This window comes from Pseudotamlana agarivorans (assembly GCF_001642835.1).
GTDB lineage: Bacteria > Bacteroidota > Bacteroidia > Flavobacteriales > Flavobacteriaceae > Pseudotamlana > Pseudotamlana agarivorans.
The window spans coordinates 488,420-513,788 of sequence record NZ_LXEI01000001.1; the positions used below are offsets into that span (position 1 = coordinate 488,420).

Here is a 25,369-nt window from a genome sequence, read left to right on the forward strand (position 1 = left end):
TTGCAACAAATGTATTTATTCAAATGTTAAATTCAAACTGCTTTTCTGTTAATTCCCAAAATTATAACGAATAGTTAATCCTGACCTTACAGTTGTTTGTGGAAATGCGGTAGAAATGGCATAATCTGAAAACGTATAATCGAAATAAAAGATTCCCGTTAGGTTTTTACTAAAGGCATAGTCGGCTGTATATTTTACACCCCAAATGGTTTGCCCTGAAGTAATTTGATTATTATCTAAATCTAAATACCTAACAATCGTTTTATTATCTCTTACCGAAACATCGGCTTTCATATTTAAATCACTAATAATACGCTTCTGAGGCCCCGCTAATTTAGATCGGATGCGTAAATCTTTAATACGATATCCCAATCCTAATATGTATTCATTACCATGAACTTCGGTCATTAAATTATTATCAAAACTCAGGGACAGCAATCGGTCTTTTTTAATTTCGGCTAATATTTTAACCGAGTTTTTCATTTCCATGTCAATGCGCATAAGCGGACTAAACATTTCGGTTAAATTGATATTACTATACAGTGTTTCGTTTTTAAAATTCCCTGATTGATCTAAAGCCTCGGCTGGTTGATTCGCGTAAGGTGTACCAGGAATTGGTTTTTCATTAGCTGCAGGGTCTAGATTCAAGTTTAAATTCGTTGAAAACTGATTGATGGTATACGTGGAACGGTAACCATGCGTTAACGAGAATCGTTTAAAGTTCTTTTTAAACCACCCAAACTTCATGAACCCCGTATATTTCAAATCCCAGTTTGGGATTGGCACGTTTCTAAAAGTTTCAGTAGTGATGTTTTCGGCATCTTTTCCTTGGTAGGCTGCTAAAAATGATGGCAATAATACCTGTTGGTTGTTCTTACCAAATCCTAAAGGATAGCCTTCTGCATCTCTAGCATAATTGGTTGTACCGTAAAACTCTTCCGCCAAACGATCGGCTATTTTTATTCTATTCGATCTAAATTCTGTAAAGGCTTCTGAAGTCGTTTCATCACTAGCCTGAAAGGCTGTTTTTATTAATAATGTTGAAATATTATAGTTTCCAAAGGTATTTGGAGTTAAGGAATAATACTCTTCATTTTCTATTCTATAATTTTCGGAGTAATTTTCATAGTATGATCGGTTGCCCAGAATATCAATTTTTAAATCTCTTACTGGTTGTACTGATGCCGAAATATCTAACTGCTTGGTTTCAGTAGTGGTATACTGCTGATTAAATTCTGGAAACAGTGTTAACCACCCATTTCTAGCTGCCCTGTCACGTACATCACTTTGTCCTCCCAAAACAAATCCTAATGTTGGCTTCGTAGTCCCTAGGAAACCAGGCGTGTGAACAAAACCTGGTAAAAAGGTTCCGTTATTTTCAGAATAATTAATTTGAATTCTTTTAACACTTGTTAAAATATCGATAGCAGCATTTAATGCTTTTGTTCCGGCTTGCCCTTTTGTTTTAGGCTGCGAATTTTCTTCCATCCCTTCCGGAGTAGCTGCAGGTCGTCCTGGCACACCTCGTGACCTTGCACGACTAACAGGCTTTTTGGTTAAACCAATATATTTATATAATCGATTCATATCCATAGACGAGTTGATGGTATGAACGTTTGAATTCTGAATCGTATTTCCTAAGTCGTAAACCGCACCAGTAGATTCCAGGGTCACTTCTTGATACAAATCGGAACTTTTTTGCCATTGGAAGCTACCAGTGTATTGGTAGGTAAGATCTAAAAAGCTAAAGGTTGGTATTTTATTAATGGGCACTTTATAGGTAAGCCCTAAATTCTGCATCTGTCGGTTAGGGTCACCAAAATCTAGCATGCCATTCCATATATCTAGGGTTTCATCCTGCTCACCAGCTTCAAAATCGTCATTCTTAAAATAGTTTCGTACAATATTACTATTAGTGGCCGTATAATTTAACTGTAAGGATTTGGTTAAATTATAATTTATAGTGTATTGAAAGTCGAACATATAGTTTCTTCGATACAATTCTTCAATGCCGATATTGTCACCCGTAAGATCTACTTCTCTAAATTTTTGTCGGTTATATTGTCGATTTAAATCGGAGTTAACCGTAAAACTTGCTGGCAACAGGTTTAAGTTAAAATCCTTTAAAATTTTCCAATACTTACCTGTAAACAACGAATCGTTCTTTTGAAAAGGCTCGATAACCAGAGGCTCAAAATTATGGGCATAATTAGCCCCTAAACGTAAAGTTTTATTAACAGAGTTCTCAATTTCAAAATCCCGATGTTCAATTTTATTATAAGAATAATTAAGCGTGAAATTTTCCACATCATAAAAACGAGGTTTCGCATCGGTAGTACGCACCTTTCTGACGCCTATAAAATTAATACTGTGACGCATGGTGTAATCTTCCGACTGTTCTTTAATACGTTCCCTTTCGGCAGCATCATTAGCAGCATCCAAACGTGATTCTAACGTTAAATCTTTATATAACTGATCATATTTAGGTGTAATAAGAGCTTCACCTCGACCATAATTAAAAGGCAATTGTACGCCCCATTTTTTAGGTAATAGCTGCCCCACATTCACATTGGTAACCACATCATATTGCTGAACATCTTCAAGACTACGTTGGCTTGGCCCTTGTTCTAAGGACCCAAAACCAGAAGTGCTTTGACGCCCTGTCGCGCTTATATTTGCAAAATCTGCAATGTTAGAATCCATGCTTACCACTGCCGCCCAACCGCCATGATTGTCTAGGTCTGACATGCGCAATTCGTTAAACCAAATTTCTCCACATACATCAGTGCCACTAGCATTCTTAACCCCTACCATTAGTGTTCGAATATCTCCAAAGTTAGGATTTCCTTTAATTGCCACACGATGCTGCCCTAAAACATAGCCCGTAAATGGATCGCTTACAGGTAATACATCATCTCCAATGACATCATAATATGTTAAATCGGCATTGCCGCTAGAGATGCTTTCGGCTTTAATATCTCCTAACACTTCAATAGGCAAGTTTATTTCATTCACGTCTGGCCATAACTCGGACCCTTTGACTTGTAACGGAATTTCAATTTGATAGTAATTCTCGGTAAGGTCATTTCCCATACGAATGAATCCTACTAAGTCTTTATCATCTAAGGTTCCAACAGAAGCATCTTGATCTTCGGCATGAAAGAACATGCGAATGCGTTTATATTGACGCATATCTAAATCGATATTTTTGTATACACCTCTTGAATCTTCGGCTTCCAAACCACAAACCTCAACCACTAAAGATTGTTCGTTTTGACGAATAACAGTGTTGTTATTATACAATTGTTCTGGAACAATGCCTGGTGGACTTTCATAACGCCCTTCGTTCTCTAGAGTACCTATAACCCCAACCGAAAACTCGGTATTAGGATCGATAGGGTCTGGGTCATTTTCATCTAAAGGCAAGGTATAACGTCGCCAATCGCTTCGCACTAAATCGAGTGTCCCAAAACGGAAAACCGTTGGCTCGGTAAACTCTTTTAAATAAATTCTTGAAAAACGTACCGATCTTAAATCTGAAATATTTCCAACAGATTTAGCATGTGTACCTTCAACAGGAACTCTAAACTGATACCATCTTACATTTACAGACTGACCGTTTGGTAATTGACGTGGTCGTTCCTTATAATCTCTTAAAAACTGCTTTAAAGGATTACTGTCTGGAATGTTCTCAAAGTCAGCTTCGGTTGTTGGTAAATTTTGCCTGTTTAATTCCAGCTCATACTCGTAATAACTATCTATGGTATTCATGGTGTTATCACGATTAATATCTTCCACATCTGGTTGGGTGTTTGCACCACGGTCTGTGTTAGAAAATCCATCAGGGGTATTCCCTTCTACCCCGTTATACTTTTTATATCTATCGAAAATATTACCATCGGTATTTAAAAAATATACATAATTATCATTAGAAGGGTCGTCGCCAAACTGTGCTCCAAATTCCATAATTTCTTCAGCATCACTATAACCATCGTACCCCACATCTTGGTTAATACGCTCCTCACCTGTACTATCAAAAGCATATACTAAAGATTGGTTTTGTGGTGTTACCGTTCCCCAGTCGGTAGGCTGTAAAAAAGTAACATCCCCATCTTTTGGTAACCCATTCTCATAGAGCTTCTTACCATCCTTAATAATATCTTCTGAGATATTTCCTAAGTTAAAAACCAGCTTACCTCCAGGGTTATTAGGATTATCTTGAAAGGGATCCTGTACCCAAAAATCAATATACTCTACATTTTGTTGTTCAAAATCTGTTGAAGTAATTTGTCTCGTGATTCCGGCCCAACTGTCCTGCGGATTATTTATCACGCCACTAGCAGCATTGGGATCGAAGTTATAAGGGCCGCGTTCGTTAGGATAATAAGCTAAATCTAAAGTAAATAACACGGAATTCTGACCCTGAACTAAATCTCTATCTGGGAATAATTCGTTAATAAATACACGACTGGTATACAATCCAGAAATATCATCATCGGTCATACCATCTGGACGTTGACTACTGTAAAAAACAGGGTCGATAGAATACCAGTTTAACATGGCACGTTGATATCCATTTTGGATACCATTATCATCTTGATTTGGATTACTTGGAATATTTAAATCCAAAGGCCTACTAGACAAAACCCACGACAGTTGCGATTTTAAATCAATACTGTTTTGAGAACCTTCAAAGTCGTCTATATATGAGGTCGCTTCTCCGTTCAAATCGGTACCTTTTGGAGCACCTGGAGAAAGATAAGCGAATTCCCCTCTAAGAGAAACGTTCGATTCTACATCGGTATCGATATTTGGTAGCTTATTAACTAAACGCGTTAAGAATGGTACTTTAGTAGCGTAATTTCCATTAACACCAAAAATAGAGTTGTTTATTGATTCTGTGCCGTAGTTTGCTTTTTGTGTTATAGGACGCTCATTAAGATTTAAAAACGTACCACCTAAAACAAAATTATCGTTAAACTGATGTTGGACGTTAAATCCTGTAAAACGCCTTGTTTGTTGTCCGAAAACGGCATTATTCTCTGTAGAAACTTCAATAGGCGTGTTGGAAGCTTTTAAGGCTTCATCTAAAATTTGCACCCTTCCCAATTGGTAATTTACAGTATAATCAATGCCTTCAACTAAAACACGACCTCCTGCTGTAACGCGTACAGAACCACGAGGTACATTAAACGAGCCTATTGGAATACCATCGCCACCTGTGGATTTATAACGTCCTTGTAATTTAAACTTATTTTTTTCTACGTAATCTAAAGCCTTTGTTTTAGTTTCTGAATAAAGCTTATCAAATACATACTTCTTTTGATCGTCATTATAGGAGGTATCATCCTCATAATTTCCACCCCCAAGCACATCAAATAAATACTCTCCAAAAGGCTCGGCACTGGTAAACACAATTTTACCATTTACGGGAATGACTGTGATACCTGGAACAAAATCGAAAAAACCATCACCACGACTTTGTGGATCGTTATTATAGTTTAATTTATCTAAATTGAAAACCCTTAATAAAGGTATATTTTGAATCAAGTCCTCCTGATTGGTATTAGTTCCAATCGGATTTCCATTAATATCGTTAGCAAATTCACTACCAACAGGTTTTATAAAGTTTAAAGGTGTCGATTCATTGTAAAAGATATTCAGTTTAAAATCCTCAACACTTAGATTATAAGCCCCAGTGTCGTAGATATTTTTCATCATTAAATCCCAAACTGGCTGATTTACATTGGTCACACTACTTTTTAACATTTTAAGCAAAAGAGCCGAGTTAACCACATTGGTAACGTTTCCATTGTTATCGGTATCCACATCGGTAGCATCTACCCCATCATTAGCAAATTCTCCAACCTGATACACCTTCCCTGAAATGGTATATTGAAAAGCTACAGCTAAAACTTCATCGTTACTTAACCGTTGGTTTAACGAAATATATCCTAATTCTGTATTTAAAGTATATTCTTGACCCTCAATTAATTTTCTTGCATTTTCTAGTTTAGCATAATCAGGCCCTTCACTAACATTTGGCACTAAAATACCAGATTGCACAGTCGCAATATCCCTTACAGCAGGAGTTAGTTGTGATCCAGGACCACCAATATTGGTCGGGTCAAAATCATTATTTCCATTATCTGGAAAGGCCCCAGGCCCAACGTTTACGAAATCATTTGGAGGTGTTTGCAAACCAATTCTATCTGATTCTCCTAAATCTTGCAAAGCCACAACGTTTCGTACATTTTCAGTACGATTACTTCGGTTGGTTACCCAAACTTCCAAACGTTTAATTTGTAAACCTTTGTTATTTATAAACGGGTAGTTGGATAAAGCAGCGTCGTAAGTTTCTCTAAAATATTGTGCTAAGAAAAAGTGCCTGTTTTCATCATAATCCCTAATAAAAACATCAAACTCTTCGAGGGTTCCACCACCTTGAGCCACAACGGTATTGGATTGTGATTTTTGTTCAGAAAAAATCCCTGTAATGGTGGTTTTACCAAATTGAAGTTGCGCCTTAACACCAAATAAACTTTGTGCTCCAGTAATTAAGGAACTATTCAATGGCATGCTCACATTACCAACTTCTATTTTCTGAATAATATCGTCTTCAGTTGGTGTGTATTCTAATTTTATTAAATTCTGAAAATCGAATGTAGATTGTGTATCGTAATTCGTATTAATTTGAAGACGTTCTCCCACTTTACCTGTCAAACTCAAACTTATTCGCTGATCGAAATCAAAGGTTAAGTTACTACGATTTCTAGGTGAAAATGATGGGTTGTCTTGTTTTGAATACAATATTCCCAGATCCATTTCAACAGAACCTTGAGGAATAATTTCTATAGTATTTCCTCCAAAAATGCTTTCAAAAAGTCCTGAGTTGATATAAAACTCAGGCAGTAAGTTTCTACGACCTTCTTCAGAGCCTTCTTTTTTACCATCGAAAGCATCAATTTTTTCTTTATAATATGCTCTTAGATTTTCTCTCGCGACTAACTCATAATACTCCTTTGGTGTTAAGATTACCGGAAAACGAATATCATACTCCCCAATTTTTTCGGTGTAAATATATCGGTTAGAAACAGGATCGTAAGTGTATTTAGATACTACACTTGACGGCATTGGCTCTTTTATATTTCCAACATGATACCCAGGTTCTGGCGGAATGGAATCTTGAGGTGTTCCTTGCCCCCATACATCTGTAAAACAGCATAGGGCAAAAAGCAATAAAAAACACGGTTTAATTGATTTATAAAATTGAAGGTTAGTTATTTTCAAAATGAATTATAAATTTTTTAAAGCCTGCTTAATGATGGTTTCGACATTAGCATCTGGTTGGGCTATCATAATCTTATCTACTACACGTTCGGCTTGTTTTTTAACAAAACCAAGAACTTCTAAAGCTGATAACGCTTCATCCTTATTGGTATTGCCTTGTGAAACAGAAACTTCATCAATATCATAAATCTTAATGATTTTATCTTTCAATTCAATAATAACACGTTGTGCTGTTTTGGCTCCAATTCCTTTAATGGATTGAATTAAAGCCACATCTCCAGTAGCTATCCCTTCACGAACTTGCTTAGGTGTTAATGACGACAACATGGTACGCGCAATGCTAGAACCAATGCCACTTACAGAAATTAGCAATCTAAAAATTTCACGTTCGGCAAGACTTGAAAAACCGTATAAAGTATGAGAATCTTCTTTAACTTGAAGATGAGTATATAGTTTTAAGTGTTCTCCTTCGGGAATTTGAGAGTAGGTATGTAAAGATATATTAAGTAAATAGCCCACGCCGTTACAATCTATAACAACGTGGGTTGGATTTTTATCGGTGAGTTTACCTTGAATATGGGTTATCATCTATGTCAGTTGGTTATCTGACCAAATGTAATAAAATTATTTTCATTGGAAATATAATGAAACCTCCTTTTATGAATCTAATTGTTCTTTCTTCTGTGCATCAATCACAGCAATTGCGGTCATATTCACAATTTCGTCTACACTAGCACCCAATTGTAAAATATGAACAGGTTTACTCATACCCATCATAATTGGTCCTATAGAATCTGCTTCATTCAATTCCTTTATTAATTTATAGGTGATATTGGCTGAGTCTAAATTTGGAAAAATAAGCGTATTCACCTTTTGTCCTACTAATTTCGAAAACGGGAATCGCTCTTTAAGCATCTCGTTATTAAGTGCAAAATCGGTTTGTAATTCACCATCGACGATTAAATCTGGTGCATGACGATGTAAATACGATACCGCTTCTCTCACTTTTGTAGCCATTGGATTGGATGAAGATCCAAAGTTCGAATATGATGTCATAGCCATAACAGGCTCCATGCCAAACATTTTAACAATCTGAGCGGTCATTTGTGCTATTTTAGTAAGCTCTCTTGCGCTTGGATCGATATTAATAGACGTATCGCTTAAAAACAAAGGACCACGCTTGGTCATCATCACGTTTGTCGTTGCTACTCTATTAACCCCTTTAGCCATACCAATAACCTCTAACATGGGTTTAACTACGGTAGGGTAGCTTCTTGAGTACCCTGAAATTAAGGCATCGGCATCACCTTCACTAACCATCATGGCTGCAAAATAATTACGCTCTCGCATTAAACGTTGTGCGGCATATAGTGTTACACCTTTACGTTTACGTTGTTCCCAGTAAACTTTGGCGTATTTATTTTTACGTTCGTCTTCTTCATCAGTTTTAGGATCGATGATGATCACATCATCAACATCAAACTCAATTTCATTCATTAAGCTTTTAATGGTATCCTTTCTACCTAATAAAATAGGAATGGCCACACCTTCTTCATGAACAATTTGAGCAGCTTTAACAACGGCTAATTGATCAGCTTCAGCAAAAACCACACGTTTAGGATTTAATTTAGCACGGTTTAAAAGCAATCGTACAAATTTATTATCAGAGCCTAAGCGCTCTCTTAAAACATCTTGGTAATCTTCCCAATTGGTAATAGGCTCTTTAGCAACACCACTTTCCATAGCCGCCTTTGCTACTGCTGGAGGCACTTCGGCAATTAAACGTGGATCGAAAGGTTTAGGAATGATATACTCTTTACCAAAAGTTAAACGTGTTTCCCCGTAGGCAATGTTTACTTGTTCTGGAACTGGTTCTTTGGCTAATCGCGCCAGAGCTTCTACAGCAGCCATTTTCATGGCTTCATTGATTTTAGTTGCTCTAACATCTAAGGCTCCTCTAAATATAAACGGGAAACCAAGAACGTTATTCACTTGATTAGGATGGTCGCTCCTTCCCGTTGCCATAATAATATCTTTACGTGTTGCAATAGCCACCTCGTATTTAACCTCTGGATCGGGGTTTGCCATGGCAAAAACAATAGGATTTTCGGCCATTGCCAATAGCATTTCTGGCGATACAATATTAGCCATAGATAAACCAATAAACACATCGGCATCAATCATAGCTTCATCTAGGGTATCTATTTTGCGGTGGGTTGCAAATTCGGCTTTTTCGGCAGTGAGGTTGTCGCGATCATCACGAATGACCCCTTTACTATCCAGCATCACCATATTTTCACGTCTAGCTCCAAAAGCTTGGTATAAACGCGAACATGAAATGGCTGCAGCTCCAGCACCACTAATCACAATTTTTACTTCTTCAATATTCTTATTCGCAATTTCTAAAGCATTGATAAGCGCTGCCGCGGAAATGATTGCCGTACCATGTTGGTCGTCGTGCATCACAGGAATATCTAATTCTTCCTTTAAGCGTCTTTCGATTTCGAATGCACCAGGAGCTTTAATGTCCTCTAGATTTATTCCTCCAAAGGTTGGCGCTATATTTTTTACAGTTGCGATAAACTCTTCAACATTTTCGGTATCTACTTCAATATCAAAAACATCAATATCAGCAAAAATCTTGAATAGCAAGCCTTTACCTTCCATCACTGGTTTTGATGCTTCGGGACCAATGTTTCCTAAGCCTAAAACGGCTGTTCCGTTAGAAATTACGGCTACCAAATTGCCTTTAGCGGTATACTTATAGGCGTTTTCCTTGTCTTTTTCAATTTCCAAGCAAGGCTCTGCCACACCAGGTGAATAGGCTAATGATAAATCGCGCTGTGTTGCATATTTCTTGGTTGGAACTACTTTTATTTTGCCGGGGGTAGGTTTGGCATGATATATAAGGGCTTCTCTGCGTTTGCTTTCTTCGCTCATGTAGTAATTGTTTTTGTGACTAACAAATATAAGAATCCTATATTAGGATTACATGACATTTGATCTATTTAAGTCGTAAAATTTACATAAGTGACGTGCTTCATATTTTACAAATACTATAAACAAAATCGCTACTCTACTAACAATAGATTAGTTCCCCTTTAAAAAGTTGATATTTCGATTAAGTCCAGAGAACTTGGTGCGTTTGACAGCCGATTTTTTAAAAACTTTTTGAAAAGTCTCCGTCGTGATCTCCTCCCAATCCTTTTTAGTCATGGATAGTAATTCGGGGTGCGGATTAAAAAGCGGTTCGTTATGCGGTTTTGAGAAGCGATTCCACGGACAAACATCTTGGCAGACATCGCAACCAAACATCCAATCGTCAAATTTACCTTGGAATTCTGAAGGAATATTTTCTTTTAGTTCGATGGTAAAATATGAAATACACTTACTGCCATCAACCACATAGGGTGCTGTTATGGCTTCCGTTGGGCAAGCATCAATACAAGCCGTACAAGTACCACAATGGTCGGTAACTCGTGAATCATATTCTAAATCTAAGTCGATAATAAGTTCTGCAATAAAATAAAAGGAACCTACTTGCTGAGTTAACAAATTACTATGTTTACCAATCCAACCCAATCCCGATTTTGCAGCCCAGGCTTTGTCTAAAACCGGTGCCGAATCGACAAATGCCCGACCGTCTACTTCACCTATTTCATCTTGAATAAAATGTAAGAGTTCTTTAAGTTTATCTTTAATCACAAAATGGTAGTCGGTACCATAAGCATATTTAGAAAGCTTATAGCTGTTTTCCGTTTGAATGTCTTCAGGATAATAATTTAACAATAAGGAGACGACACTTTTAGAACCCTCAACGAGTTTTGTAGGGTCTAGGCGTTTATCAAAATGGTTTTCCATATAACGCATTTCACCATTCATGTTATTTTTTAACCATTTTTCCAAACGAGGCGCTTCCTCTTCCAAAAATTCGGCTTTACTAATACCACAAGACAAAAAACCGAGGCGCTTGGCTTCGGTTTTAATCAATTGACTGTATTTCGCTTTATTATCTAACATGTCATTAAGCTGCTCTAAAGGCTTCTGCTCTAAATTAATAAAATTAAATCGAAGCCACTTGAAACTTTTACCTCTTAAAGTCCGAATATTTTAGCATCAACAAAAAACACTGACTTCACGTTAATATGGTGGTCTGACGTTATAATTTCGTCGGTAATGGTAGCTAATCTTAGATTGAATTGATCCTTTTTAAGATATTTTTAAAGATCGTCATTAGAGGTATCCAATTTCAAAACGCGACTACCGTTAGCTTCAATTTGGTCCTTCCATGAGATTTTAACTTCAGGTTCATTTTCTGCAGAAATGTAGATTTCGATGCTGTTTAGAAAATCGAAATTACCATGATCTGGTCCATCAATCTCCAAGGTCATCGATTTTAATTCAATATATTCGATAAGATTCTTTCTGGTGTTATTATTTGCAAAAGTCGATTCTGAATTAGAACTGATTTCTGGCGTAAAGGCATTAAATGGTAAATCGACTACCGCTGAAGATTCTATAACAACTTTTTCGTTATACGCTATATCAAATTGAGTAAGCTTATCCACCTTATCGCAAGAAAAGACAAGGCATAATAATAACATTGAAGTAATTAATTTAAATGATTTCATAGGTTATTTGGGGTTGATTTCAATGTAATATAAAACATGACTGCTAAAATAAGCCACCTTGGGTAGGTCCTTTTACACGCCCTAAGTGTTTATAAGCTTCAGCAGTCACTTCACGACCGCGAGGTGTTCTCATAATAAATCCCTGCTGAATTAAGAAAGGCTCATAAACCTCCTCAATCGTTTCTGGGCTTTCACTTACAGCCGTAGCAATGGTCGAAATACCAACAGGTCCTCCTTTAAATTTATCGATAATAGTGGATAGAATTTTATTATCCATTTCATCTAAACCATGAGCATCCACGTTAAGGGCTTCTAAACTGTATTTTGCGATTTTAATATCAATACTACCATTCCCTTTAATTTGGGCAAAATCCCGCACACGACGTAGTAAAGCGTTTGCGATTCTAGGGGTGCCTCGGCTTCGTCCAGCAATTTCAATAGCCGCCTCCATAGAAATAGGCACATTTAAAATACTGGCACTACGTTGAATGATGGTGGTTAATAAATCAGTTTTATAATATTGTAATCGACTTTGGATTCCAAATCGGGCACGCATTGGAGAAGTTAACAAACCTGAACGGGTTGTAGCGCCAACAAGCGTAAACGGGTTTAGGTTAATTTGAACCGTTCTGGCGTTGGGCCCCGATTCAATCATGATATCAATTTTAAAGTCTTCCATAGCTGAATACAAGTATTCCTCTACAATCGGACTTAAACGATGGATTTCATCTATAAACAAGACATCACGCTCTTCAAGATTCGTTAGCAAACCTGCTAAATCACCTGGCTTATCTAACACAGGTCCAGAGGTCACCTTTATACCTACATTCAATTCATTAGCAAGTATATTGGCTAGTGTTGTTTTACCCAGACCTGGAGGGCCATGAAAAAGGGTATGATCCAAGGCTTCTGAACGCAAATTAGCGGCCTGAACGAATATTTGAAGATTTTCCAATACTTGGTCTTGCCCCGTGAAGTCATCGAAAGACAGCGGCCTTAATTTTTTTTCTACATCAAACTCTTCAGGAGAAAAATTATCGTTGGTAGGATCTAGGTTTTCGTTCATGCTAACTTCCTGCGATGGCAGAAATCTATTTAGGTTAACTTATATTATAAATTATTATAATTCCAACTTTAATGAGGTTTATAAATACTTATAATTTAAAACACAAAAATACAATTTCAAATATAAACAAAAAGCCTCTCCATTATGGAAAGGCTTTAAATAATCTTTTGGATACTCTATTAAGAGATTCCTACCTTCGCAGGAATAAATTAGTGATGTAACTCCACTTCACCTTCTTTGAAAGGTACATTTTGTGGAACGAAATCAACATCATAACCTGGTTTACTATAATCGTAAGCCCAACGGTAAACATGAGGAATGTCACCTGGCCAGTTACCATGGATATGCTCTACAGGCGTAGTCCATTCTAAGGTTGTCGCTTTCCAAGGGTTTTGAGTAGCCTTCTTTCCGTAGAAAATACTACTAAAGAAGTTATATAAATATACTATCTGTACCACACCACCAACTAAAGCAAACACCGTGATAATTACGTTAACGTTAGCTAAATCGTCAAATAATGGGAAGTTACTGTTTGTATAATAACGACGTGGTAAACCTGCCATTCCAATAAAGTGCATTGGGAAGAATACACCATAAGCACAAACAGCAGTTAACCAGAAGTGGATATAACCAAGATTTTTATTTAACATACGTCCGTACATTTTAGGGAACCAGTGGTAGATTCCAGCGAACATACCATATAGTGCAGATATACCCATTACTAAGTGGAAGTGTGCTACTACGAAATATGTATCGTGAACGTTAATATCTAAAGCTGAATCTCCAAGGATGATACCTGTTAAACCTCCAGTGATGAAAGTAGAAACAAATCCGATTGAAAATAACATCGCTGGGTTCATTTGTAAGTTACCTTTCCATAAGGTTGTAATCCAGTTGAAGGCTTTTACCGCCGATGGAATCGCAATTAATAAGGTTGTAAACGTAAACACAGAACCTAAAAATGGATTCATTCCTGAGATAAACATATGGTGACCCCATACGATTGTAGATAAGAAAGCAATGGCTAAAATAGATACTATCATGGCACGGTAACCAAAAATTGGTTTACGTGAATTTGAAGCCATAATTTCAGAAACAAGTCCCATGGCAGGTAAAATTACAATGTATACCTCTGGGTGACCTAAGAACCAAAATAAGTGCTCAAATAAAACTGGAGAACCTCCTTGGTAATGTAAAACTTCTCCTTGAATAAATATATCTGATAAGAAGAACGATGTACCAAAACTTCTATCCATAATTAATAACAATGCAGCTGATAATAATACTGGGAATGAAATAACACCAATAATAGCTGTAACAAAGAAAGCCCAAATAGTAAGTGGCAATCTCGTCATTGACATCCCTTTAGTACGTAAGTTTAAAACGGTAACCACATAGTTAAGAGAACCTAATAATGATGAAGCAATAAAGATAGCCATAGACACTAACCATAAAGTCATACCCATACCAGAACCACCTTGAGCCATTGGTAAAGCACTTAATGGCGGATAGATTGTCCATCCTGCAGCAGCTGGTCCAGCTTCAACAAACAATGAAATAACCATGATTACACTTGATAAAAAGAATAACCAGTAAGAAACCATGTTTAAGAAACCTGAGGCCATATCACGAGCACCAATTTGCAACGGAATAAGTAAGTTACTAAAAGTACCACTTAAACCTGCTGTAAGTACAAAGAATACCATGATGGTACCGTGGATGGTTACTAATGCCAAATAAATATCGGCATCCATAACACCGTCGGGAGCCCATTTACCTAATAACGCTTCAAATAATACATTTGGCTCTTCTGGCCATGCAATTTGCATACGGAACATCATTGACATCATGATACCAATAATTCCCATAATCGTACCTGTTACAAGGTACTGCTTAGCAATCATTTTATGATCCTGACTGAAGATGTACTTCGTTACGAAAGTTTCTTTATGATGATGTCCGTGGTCGTCTTCGTGAGCGTGAGTATCTGCGTGTGCTGACATAATCTTATAATCGGTTTGGTTTCTTGTTTAAATTAATTAATTAAAGAATTTTTAAATTCCTTTTGTTGAGCAATCCAAGCATCATATTCCTCTTGAGTTTCAACAATAATCTTCATTTGCATGTTGTAGTGTGATTTACCACAAATTTTATTACACAATAACAGGTAATCAAACTCGTAACGCTCAAGAGCATCGTCACCTTTAGCAACTAATGGTTTACTATTTTCTACTCTTATTTCATTAATATGAGCTACTTTTTCAACCATATCAGGATTTTGACGCATTTCGGCAGTTGTAATAGTAGGTGTAAATCCGAATTGTGTAATCATTCCAGGAACACAGTTCATTTGTGCTCTAAAGTGTGGCATGTATGCTGAGTGTAAAACATCTTGAGAACGCATTTTAAACAACACAGGCTTTCCTACAGGTAAGTGTAATTCTGTAGTAATAATATCATCTTGAGCATTAGGATCAGCTTCATCTAAACCTAAAATATTAGCACGATCAATATCAATTAAACGAACATTGGCTTTACCTAAAGTATTATCGGCTCCAGCATATCTCGCTTTCCAGTTAAATTGCTGAGCATATAATTCAACGATTAAAGGATCGTCACTTTCATCAACACTAGTAATGTTAATCCAAGTATTCAAACCGTAAATAATTAAACCTGCTAAAACGATAACCGGGATAATCGTCCAAATCATTTCTAACTTATTGTTATCTGCAAAGAAAAATGCTTGTTTTCCTTTTTCTCCTTTATATTTAAAAGCGAAGTAGTGTAACAAAAATTGCGTAATAGTTTGTACAAAGAATATAATTACTAATGAAATAACCATAAGGTTATCAATAGTAGGTCCGTGTGCTGATGCAGAGTTTGATAAAAGCGGTAAATCGCCCCATTTCACAATACATACAATAGTTATGATGTAAATGAAAGCTAAAAAGCCCATCATTAAATAACCATTTAAGGCATTGTCTTTATCGTTAGCTACTTGAGAGTTTTCAGTTTTAGCTTGTGCCAAATCGAAAATCTTAACCATTTGCCAAATGGCAATTAAAATAAATACTAAAACTATAATCGTTAATAAAGTAGTCATGGTGGTTCTTCTTTCTTCTTTATATAAATCTTAATTAATAATGGAAATCTTCACTCTCCTTCATAAGTGGGTATCCTTTTGCTAGTAATGAAGCCTTAGATAAAGACATGAATACTACAAATATGAATAATCCTCCAAATAATAATACAGAGCCTATTTCAGGAATTCCTATAAACCATCTATCTCCAACAGTTGCAGGCATAATCATATTGAAAATATCAATATAATGACCAGCAAGGATCACGATTCCCGCCATAACAACAAACCAAGGCATACGCTTATAGTCTGCGTTCATTAATAATAATAATGGGAATACGAAGTTCATAACTACCATACCAAAGAAAGGTAATCTGTAATCATTAATTCTCGTAATGAAATATGTAACCTCTTCAGGAATGTTAGAGTACCAAATTAACATGAATTGTGAGAACCAAAGGTAAGTCCAGAAAATACTAATACCGAACATAAATTTAGCCACATCATGTAAATGGTTTTCATTTACAAATGCTAAGTACCCTCTAGATTTTAAGTAAATTGATAATAGTGCAATTACCGTAATACCACTAACAAACATTGATGCGAATACGTACCAACCGAATAAAGTTGAAAACCAGTGTGGATCAACACTCATAATCCAATCCCAAGACATCATAGATTCGGTATAGATAAAGAATACTAAGAATCCAGCTGTAATACGGAAAGCTTTCTTGAAGTTAGTTTTATCTCCAGGTTCAGCATTATCTTGAGCAATAGAAAATTTACGTGCAAAGTGACGGTATAAAGCCCATCCAGCAATAAAAATGATTCCTCTAATAGCAAAACCACCTAGGTTTAACCATCCTGATTTACCTTGAATAAGTTTATCGTGAGCTACAACATCTGGATCCATCCAAATAAATATGTTATAGTGACCAATAGTACCTGATGCAATAGCAATAAGAAGTACGATAATAGCCCCTGGTAAAAGATAAGCTGTAATGCCTTCCATCACTCTGAATAAAACCGGTGACCATCCTGCTTGAGATGCAATTTGAATCGCATAAAAAGCTAAAACACCTAAAGCGATCATCATAAAGAAAAACGCTGCTACATATAAAGCAGACCAAGGTCTGTTTGCAATTTGGTGTTGTACGTGTTCAACATGCTTCGTATGTTCATCAACATGAGCATGTGCTTCTTCACCATGACTTCCTTCAGCCTTAGCGTGGGTATCGTGACTTGGTGTTGCATGATGCGCATTAGCTTCACCGTGACCACCACCATGATGTGATTCTTCAGCAAGTAAGTGTTCAACCTCCTCAAAAGATTTATGAGACGTCATAAAACCATAACCTACACCTAATGCTCCTAAAATCATTAGAATGAAAGAAAATGTCTTTAATTTATTTGAAAATGTATACATATCTATAATAATCTTATCAATCTTACTTTTCTAAATCTGCTTTTAATTGTAACACATATGAAACCACTTGCCAACGCTCTTCCTCTTGTAATTGGTTAGCGTAAGATCCCATAGCATTTTTACCGTAGTAAATAGTGTGGTAAATACTTCCTGCATTTATAGCACGACCCGCATCATCATAACTTGGAATACCAAGAATTTTTTCACGTTTTACCAAGTTACCTTGTCCATCACCTTTACCACCATGGCAAATTCCACAGTATATATCGTATAATTCTTTACCTCTATTTAAATCTACTTGAGTAGAATCTAATGGACTAACCAAATTAGCTTTAGCAAATTCATAACCTTCGGTAGAATTTTCAATATCAAATGGGATAAATCCTCTAGCTACAGAACCTTCAGCAGGTAATTGCGCTTCAAAGCCATTAGAAAATGCTGCTTCTCCATAAGTTTCATAACCTGCAGATTCGTACATGTTAGGCATGAATTGGTAATTTGGTGCAGTACTCTTATTACAAGAAACGGCTACAAAAACAACTGCTACTGCTAATATTTTAATTAAGCTTTTCATATCTTTTATTAATGGGCTTTATCTACTAAATTAATCTCTACGGCTCCAGTATCTTTAAGCATACTAGAAAGAGCCTCTTCATTACCATTTACGGCTATTTCCATTAAGAAATGATCATCGGTAGTTCTAGGATCTGGGTTTTCAGCACTTTTAAATGGCCACATTCTACTACGTAAGTAAAAGGTAATTACCATAAGGTGTGCAGAGAAAAATACCGTAAGCTCGAACATAATTGGCACGAAAGCTGGCATGTTTTCTAAATAGCTAAAACTTGGTTTACCACCAATGTTTTGAGGCCAGTCTTCAATCATGATGAAGTTCATCATTAAAGTAGCCACTGTTAAACCAATAAGACCATAAATAAAAGCTGTAATAGCGATACGTGTAGGAGCAAGTCCCATAGCGCGGTCTAATCCGTGAACTGGAAATGGTGTATATATTTCTTCTATATGATATCTTTCAGCCTTAACCCTTTTTACGGCAGACATTAAAATATCGTCGTCGTTATAAATAGCGTGAATTACTTTTGAAGCTTCCATATGCTACTTTTAGTTTTTTGGTTCATTATTAACGTTCGAAGTTCTAGGATCTGCACCAGTTCCAGTCAAACTTTCTCCGCTTTCTCTTATTCTTTTGTACTTATCACCTGAAGATTTCAAGATGGTTTTAACCTCTGCTTGAGCGATTACAGGGAATGTTCTAGAGTATAATAAGAACAATACAAAGAAGAATCCTATAGTTCCGATAAAGATTCCTATATCAACAAATGTAGGTGAGAACATCGTCCATGATGATGGTAAGTAATCACGGTGTAACGAGGTTACAATAATTACGAAACGCTCAAACCACATTCCTACGTTTACTACAATCGAGATAAAGAAAGAGAACATGATACTTGTTCTTAATTTCTTAAACCACATAAATTGTGGAGAGAATACGTTACAAGACATCATCATCCAGTATGCCCATGCATAAGGACCTGTTGCTCTGTTTAAGAAGGCGTATTGTTCGTATTCAACACCAGAGTACCATGCGATAAACAGCTCAGTAATATAGGCCACACCTACGATAGAACCTGTAATCATGATTACAATATTCATAAGCTCGATGTGTTGTACTGTAATATAGTCTTCAAGGTTACACACTTTTCTCATAATGATAAGTAATGTGTTTACCATCGCGAATCCAGAGAATACCGCACCAGCAACGAAGTATGGTGGGAAAATCGTTGTATGCCAACCTGGAATAACAGATGTTGCGAAGTCAAACGATACAATCGTGTGTACAGAAAGTACTAATGGTGTTGCTAAACCTGCAAGTACCAATGATACTTCTTCAAAACGTTGCCAATCTTTAGCACGACCAGACCATCCAAAACTCAATATCGAGTAAATTCTCTTTTGAAAAGGTTTGATAGCACGATCTCTTAGCATCGCGAAATCTGGTAATAAACCAGTCCACCAGAATACTAGTGATACCGATAAATATGTTGAGATGGCGAATACGTCCCAAAGTAATGGCGAGTTAAAGTTTACCCATAGTGATCCGAATTGATTCGGAATTGGTAATACCCAGTATCCTAACCATGGACGCCCCATGTGGATGATTGGGAATAAACCTGCCTGAACTACCGAGAAGATGGTCATCGCCTCTGCAGAACGGTTAATTGCCATTCTCCATTTTTGACGGAATAATAAAAGTACTGCAGAAATAAGTGTTCCTGCGTGACCAATACCTACCCACCAAACAAAGTTGGTAATATCCCAGGCCCAACCTACAGTCTTGTTAAGACCCCAGACACCAATACCTGTTGTAATGGTATATAAAATACATCCAATTCCCCAAAGGAAAGCGACTAGTGAAATACCAAAAACTATCCACCATTGTTTATTTGCTTTTCCTTCTACAGGTTTTGCCACATCCACAGTTACGTCGTGGTAGGACTTATCTCCTGTAACTAAAGGTCTTCTAATAGGTGCTTCGTAATGAGACGCCATATTTATTGTTATTTGTTATTTGTTACTTGTTATTTATTTAAAAGTTGACCTCGTATTTTTTCAACTTTTAAACTTAAAACCTTTTAACTATATTATGCTTCAGTTGTATTTCTCACTTTTGTTTGATATTGCACATTAGGCTTTGTTCCTACATGCTCTAACAAGTGATACATACGGTTATCTTCTTTAAGTTTTGCAACTTTACTGTCTTTATCGTTGATGTCTCCAAATACCATCGCACCGCTACTACAAGCTGCAGAACAAGCTGTTTGGAATTCACCATCTTTAATTACACGTCCGTCACGTTTAGCGTCAAGAACTGTTTTTTGTGTCATTTGAATACACATAGAACATTTTTCCATCACACCACGAGAACGTACAACCACATCAGGATTAAGTACCATACGTCCTAAATCATCATTCATATGATAATCGAACTCATCATTTCCATTGTATAAGAACCAGTTGAAACGACGTACTTTATACGGACAGTTGTTTGCACAATATCTTGTACCTACACAACGGTTGTAAGCCATATGGTTTTGACCTTGACGACCATGAGAAGTTGCTGCTACAGGACAAACTGTTTCACAAGGTGCGTGATTACAGTGTTGACACATTACCGCTTGGAAAGCTACTTGTGGGTTATCGGCTGCATGTTCCATTTCACCAAATCCACCTAAGGAACCATTATCTCCAAACAGACCTGAGAAGCCTTCTTTTTTGGCATTATCTTCTTCAAAAGTATCATCAGATGAGTAGTATCTATCAATACGCAACCAGTGCATATCTCTACTTCTTCTCACTTCTTCTTTACCTACTACAGGCACGTTATTCTCAGCATGACAAGCTATAACACAAGCTCCACATCCTGTACAAGCATTCAAGTCGATAGATAAGTTAAAGTGATGCCCTATACTACGATCAAACTCATCCCATAAATCAACATCTGGAGATGTTACAGGCGTTTCTTCATGATCTAAAGACACAACAGGCATCGCATTCCAATGCGCTTTGTCCTTAGTGTTGAAAATCTCTAAAGTCGTTTCTTTAATGATATCACCACGTCCCATTAAGGTATTATGAAGCTGTACACAAGCAAATTCATGTTCACCTGAAGCCGCTTCGATAGTTACATCTTGAACGTTTGATAAGTTATGATATAAGGCATATGCATTTACACCTGTTTGCATTTCTTCTTTTAATCCTGCTGTTCTTCCGTAACCGAAAGATAAACCTACAGAACCTTTAGCTTGTCCTGGTTGAATTAATACAGGCGCTTTTACTGTTACACCATTAGCTGTAACGTTAGCATAGCTACCATTTAACGCTCCGGTTGCAACGTGTCTGTTAATTAATCCTAACTCTTCAGCATCAGCTTTAGAAACCGTTAAGTAGTTATCCCAAGATACTCTTGAAATCGGATCTGGAAACTCTTGTAACCAAGGGTTGTTAGCTTGTTGACCATCACCCATACCTGTTTTAGTATAAAGACTTAACTCGATACCTTTAGATTTGGCAGATGATACTAAAGCTTGTGCAGCTCCAGAAAATGTGTTTACAGATTCTTCAGTTTCGGAAACCTCTTCTGCTACTTCTTCAGAAGCAACTACAGACTTCACAAAGAAACCATCATGTAAAGCTTGGTTGTAAGATCCTCCATTTAGAATATCACTATTCCAAGTGGTTTTAATATAATCACTATATGAAGCGCTATTACCCGTCCACTTTAATAAAACATCTTGAAATTGTTTCGTATCAAATAAAGGACGAATGGTTGGTTGCGTTAAACTGTAGTGACCAGTTTTTATTTCAACATCACCCCAAGCCTCTAAAAAGTGAGGTGCTGCAGCGATATATTGCGTATGAGAAGACGTTTCATCTTCTTTCATTGAAAACGCAATAGATAATTTTGTTTTCTTTAAACCTTCAGCAAAATCAGCTGCATTTGCTAAAGTATATAACGGATTAACACCGCTCATGATAATTGCTCCTACTTTCCCTGCCTTCATATCGGCAACAAGTTGAGCAACATCATTATCGTTACCTTGCTTAGTTTTAATAGCTACTTTACTATTAAAAGCTTTACTTGCTAGGTATTCATTAAGTTCTAAAACAACTGTTTGTGCATTGACATCCTGAATTCCAGTAACCACAACAGCTTTACTGCCTGCTTTTTTAAGTTGAATAGCTGCATTTTTAACAGCAGTTTCAACGTGCTCAGGTAAACCTTTTACAGAAACATTATTTCCTGTAACCAGGCTGTATAATTTCGCTAAGGCTAATTTTTGCTGAGTAGGAGTCACCGGTACACGCTTATCAGCATTAGCACCAGATAAAGACATATTCGATTCAAACTGAATATGACGTGACATTTTTCCGTTTTGAGGCACGCGGTTTTTAGCATATCCTGCATCAAAACCTCCACCTTGCCAATCGCCTAGGAAATCAGCACCAACAGAAACAATAGTCATCGCCTGAGAAAAATCGTAATCGGCTAAACCTTTTTTATTGTATTTCTTTTGAAAAGCTTGAACAGCAGCAAATTCTGAAACAGCATCATAAACCACATGCTTAACGTTACCGTAAGTTTCTTTAAACTCAGCAACCAGCTTGTTAGTAGAAGGACTAGCGAAAGTCTGTGTTAACAACACGATCGACTGACCTGAATCTTTAATACTGTTTAAACTTTTAGTAGTTTCCGCATTAAAATCACTCCAAGAAATTGAAGCACCATCTTTTTTCGGACCTTGAATTCTTAAACTGTCATACAAACCTAAAACTGAAGCATTCACTCTAGCATTAGCACTGCCATGAGTAGAAGCTAAGGTATTGTTTTCAATTTTTATTGGACGACCTTCACGCGTTTTAACCAAAACACTTGCAAAATCAAAACCATCTGCAACTGTTGTAGCGTAATAATTTGCTACTCCGGGAATAATCTCAGTTGGTTGTACAACGTAAGGAATCGCTTTTTTAACAGGACCCTCACAAGCTGCTAAAGAAGCAGCTGCTGTACTAAACCCTACATATTTTAAGAAATCACGACGCGTTGTAGAGCCAGACTCTAACGTCTCTTTATTTCCTAAAAACTCATCAGTAGGTATTTCTGCTACAAACTCGTTTTGTTTAAGCGTCTCAACAATAGAGCTATTTTCGTTTAGCTCTTCAACACTTTTCCAGTATTTCTTGTTTGATGACATATTATATAATTGAATTACTTCTTAAATTAATTTTTGGTTTTTCGTATTTACGAAAAGTTTTTAGTAGTGACATTTACCACATTCCAGACCACCCATTTGAGCTGCTGTTAAAGTCTCTACACCATACTTTTTAGAAAGCTCAGCGTGAATTTTCTCATAGTAAGCGTTATCTTTTACCGTCACGTCAGTTTCTCTGTGACAGTTAATACACCATCCCATTGTTAAAGGTGCATGTTGATAAACCACTTCCATTTCTTGTACAGGACCATGACATGTTTGACACTCTACACCTGCAACAGTGACGTGTTGTGAGTGGTTAAAGTATGCGAAATCTGGTAAGTTATGAATACGCACCCATTTTACTGGTTGAGATTCACCTGTATATTTTTGATCGGCATCACTCCATCCTGCAGCTTTGTATAACTTTTGAATCTCACCATCGTAAAATTCTTTAGTGTACTCTGCTGAAGTTTCACCGTTGTATTCGTAAATTGATTTATGACAGTTCATACAAACATTCAAAGAAGGTATCCCTGATGTTTTACTTACTCTAGCTGAAGAGTGACAGTATTTACAATCGATACCATTATCACCTGCATGCACTTTGTGAGAGAAGTGAATTGGTTGTACCGGTTGGTAACCTTGATCAACACCTACTTGCATTAAAAAACCAAAAGCAAAGTAAGCACTAGTAAGCAAGAAGAAAATAGCTACTACTATCATTAAAAACTGATTCTGAACAAAAGCTTTCCAAAGTGGTGTTCTACCAGTTTCTGTTTCTAACTCAATATTTTGAGCAGCAGCAAAGCGACGTAAAGTTTTATTAACTAGATATAATCCAATAGCTAGTAAAATAAACAGAATCGCTAAAGCGCCTAAAATAAGCTCGTTTGAAATACCGTCTGAAGCACCTGTTGCAGCAACTTGCCCTGTAGCGCCTGCCGCCGGAGCTGGAGCCGCTTTCTTTTCTTCAGCGGTATACGCTAAGATGTTATTTAAATCGTCGTCAGATAACTGAGGAAAAGCTGTCATTGCAGCACCTCCAAATTCGTTATACACTTTATTTGCATACGCATCACCAGACTTGATTAAACCCGAACTGTTACGTATCCATGCATGTAGCCATTCACGATCTAATCCTTCTTCATCAGACAGACGCGCTTCAACATGACGCAATGCAGGCCCTGTCATTTTCTTATCTAATTGATGACATGCTGCACAATTGGCATTAAATAAAGATTTTCCTTTTGCTGGATCGCCTTCCTGAGCTGAAAGCGAGCTTGTAAACGCTAATAATACAATTAAGCTTAAACGAAGTAAGTTTCTACTTAATTTACGGTGAATCACCTTTCTCATATTGTTGGTTAAATTAACTTCTTAACTTTTGGTATGACTTTTGTCATTTAATAAATGAAAAAGCATAGCTTTAAAATCTCTCGCAAAAGTAATATTTAAACTCGATTAGCAAAATACTAAGGAAGTGTTAACAGTTAATTTAGAGGCATTCTAAATAATAAAATAAGCAACTATTTAGTTTAATACTTATACATTTGCATAAACACATTTAAAATATGATTCCTATTAAATTTAGAGCTCTAACATTCGTGGCTGTATGCCTTTTGTTTACAACAACTTACACCCAAGCCCAAGAAGGTCAGGTGAGCATTAACCAAGATAAGAATATTGAGAAGCTGTTGGAATTGAAAAAAAATATGAACGACGACGATGCCGACAGATATAAAATACAAATTTACAACGGCAATCGACAAGACGCTTATGCAGCTCAAAAAAAGTTTAGTTCCACGTTTTCTGACTGGCGTCCTAGCATTCATTTCGAACAACCTAACTTTAAAATATGGGTTGGTAACTTTAGAACGCGTTTGGAAGCCGATCGCGCTTTAAAGCGTATTAAAAAAGAGTTTTCGAGTGCTTTTATCTTTAAGCCTAAGAAATAAAACGCCATCATCATTAAAATAAAAAAAAGGGTGTTTTGGATTTACGATTCCAAAACACCCTTTTTTTTGCTCTAATACCAGATGGTAAAGTTCCAAATAAAAAAAGCACCTACAAGAGGTGCTTTTTTATACTATTGTTATGTAAACT

General features: G+C 36.7%; 14 protein-coding genes and 1 pseudogene. 1 reads left to right on the plus strand and 14 read right to left on the minus strand.

The features are described from left to right. Nucleotides 1-48: 48 nt before the first annotated feature. The 14 genes and pseudogenes from sov to A6I66_RS02130 form a co-directional block, all read right to left on the minus strand. A complete protein-coding gene (gene sov / locus A6I66_RS02065; protein ID WP_169815699.1) occupies nt 49-7,290 on the minus strand; it encodes a T9SS outer membrane translocon Sov/SprA in 7,242 nt (2,413 codons plus the stop codon). Nucleotides 7,291-7,296: 6 nt separating this feature from the next. Then, on the minus strand, nt 7,297-7,878 hold the full coding sequence (ruvA, locus tag A6I66_RS02070) for a Holliday junction branch migration protein RuvA (RefSeq protein ID WP_067145058.1): 582 nt from the start codon (nt 7,876-7,878) through the stop codon (nt 7,297-7,299). Nucleotides 7,879-7,947: 69 nt separating this feature from the next. Further along, nucleotides 7,948-10,230 carry an NADP-dependent malic enzyme gene (locus A6I66_RS02075; RefSeq protein ID WP_067145059.1) on the minus strand — a complete coding sequence of 761 codons (2,283 nt, stop codon included), beginning with the start codon at nt 10,228-10,230 and terminating at the stop codon, nt 7,948-7,950. Nucleotides 10,231-10,380: 150 nt separating this feature from the next. Then, nucleotides 10,381-11,310 (minus strand): tRNA epoxyqueuosine(34) reductase QueG, encoded by a 930-nt coding sequence (gene queG, locus A6I66_RS02080; RefSeq protein WP_067145060.1) that lies wholly within the window; start codon nt 11,308-11,310, stop codon nt 10,381-10,383. A 200-nt stretch (nt 11,311-11,510) separates the two neighbouring features. Beyond that, nucleotides 11,511-11,921 carry a hypothetical protein gene (locus A6I66_RS02085; protein ID WP_245683416.1) on the minus strand — a complete coding sequence of 137 codons (411 nt, stop codon included), beginning with the start codon at nt 11,919-11,921 and terminating at the stop codon, nt 11,511-11,513. A 43-nt stretch (nt 11,922-11,964) separates the two neighbouring features. Next, the gene (ruvB, locus tag A6I66_RS02090; protein WP_067145061.1) at nt 11,965-12,987 is read right to left on the minus strand and encodes a Holliday junction branch migration DNA helicase RuvB; all 1,023 of its coding nucleotides are present in this window, start codon (nt 12,985-12,987) and stop codon (nt 11,965-11,967) included. A 209-nt stretch (nt 12,988-13,196) separates the two neighbouring features. Continuing rightward, complete coding sequence (locus A6I66_RS02095; RefSeq protein ID WP_067145062.1) at nt 13,197-14,990, minus strand: cytochrome c oxidase subunit I; 1,794 nt, start codon at nt 14,988-14,990, stop codon at nt 13,197-13,199. 32 nt (nt 14,991-15,022) lie between these two features. Continuing rightward, nucleotides 15,023-16,090, minus strand: a complete 1,068-nt coding sequence (locus A6I66_RS02100; protein ID WP_067145063.1) for a cytochrome c oxidase subunit II — start codon at nt 16,088-16,090, stop codon at nt 15,023-15,025. Nucleotides 16,091-16,124: 34 nt separating this feature from the next. Beyond that, a complete protein-coding gene (locus tag A6I66_RS02105) occupies nt 16,125-17,492 on the minus strand; it encodes a quinol:cytochrome C oxidoreductase (protein WP_067145064.1) in 1,368 nt (455 codons plus the stop codon). A gap of 22 nt (nt 17,493-17,514) precedes the next feature. After that, complete coding sequence (locus A6I66_RS02110; protein ID WP_067145065.1) at nt 17,515-18,066, minus strand: c-type cytochrome; 552 nt, start codon at nt 18,064-18,066, stop codon at nt 17,515-17,517. A gap of 8 nt (nt 18,067-18,074) precedes the next feature. Continuing rightward, nucleotides 18,075-18,605 carry a DUF3341 domain-containing protein gene (locus A6I66_RS02115; protein WP_067145066.1) on the minus strand — a complete coding sequence of 177 codons (531 nt, stop codon included), beginning with the start codon at nt 18,603-18,605 and terminating at the stop codon, nt 18,075-18,077. 36 nt (nt 18,606-18,641) lie between these two features. Beyond that, nucleotides 18,642-20,063, minus strand: a pseudogene (gene nrfD / locus A6I66_RS02120) (NrfD/PsrC family molybdoenzyme membrane anchor subunit); the annotation flags it as partial. Nucleotides 20,064-20,155: 92 nt separating this feature from the next. Further along, nucleotides 20,156-23,266, minus strand: a complete 3,111-nt coding sequence (locus A6I66_RS02125; protein ID WP_067145068.1) for a TAT-variant-translocated molybdopterin oxidoreductase — start codon at nt 23,264-23,266, stop codon at nt 20,156-20,158. A gap of 60 nt (nt 23,267-23,326) precedes the next feature. Then, entirely contained in the window at nt 23,327-24,622 is a 1,296-nt protein-coding gene (locus tag A6I66_RS02130) for a c-type cytochrome (RefSeq protein ID WP_067145069.1), read from the minus strand. A 215-nt stretch (nt 24,623-24,837) separates the two neighbouring features. On the opposite strand from A6I66_RS02130, the gene A6I66_RS02135 reads away from it, so the two are divergent. Then, nucleotides 24,838-25,221, plus strand: a complete 384-nt coding sequence (locus A6I66_RS02135) for an SPOR domain-containing protein (protein WP_067145070.1) — start codon at nt 24,838-24,840, stop codon at nt 25,219-25,221. Nucleotides 25,222-25,369 lie beyond the last annotated feature (148 nt).